The sequence below is a fragment of the Vibrio sp. S457-15 genome (assembly GCF_000960545.1).
Classification (GTDB): Bacteria; Pseudomonadota; Gammaproteobacteria; order Enterobacterales; family Vibrionaceae; genus Vibrio; species Vibrio parahaemolyticus.
Map to the genome: position 1 here is coordinate 1 of NZ_JYOQ01000110.1, position 382 is coordinate 382.

Below are 382 nucleotides of genomic sequence, written 5' to 3' on the forward strand. Positions count from 1 at the left end.
AAAGGAAACCAACGCAAAGACAGCAAGGAAAAAGTTGGCAACATGGTGGACCCGATCGCCGATGGGTCATCATTGCATTACCCAGCTACCGGCGGTGAGGCAGGCGTTCAACAGCCGGCGGCGAGGCGTGCAGACCAACCTATCGGCAGTGCTGACATCACATACAGTGCCGATATCGATTCCAAAGTCGATGCTGCGGTACGTAAACACTTCTTCAAACATCCAACCGAACAAAGCAATAACCTATACCGCTGGCTAACGTACGATCTCAATAGTGATGGAAATGAAGAACTGCTGGTTCAATTGGCTTGGGGCGGCTCATGCGGCGATAAGACCTTGGTCGTCGTACACCATGGAACAGCATGCGGTTTTCACAGTCCAA

Annotated in this window: 1 pseudogene; it reads left to right on the top strand. The window is 51.6% G+C overall.

The annotated features are described in order from the left end of the window. Window positions 1-382: pseudogene (locus UF05_RS26350) on the top strand (COG3650 family protein); the annotation flags it as partial.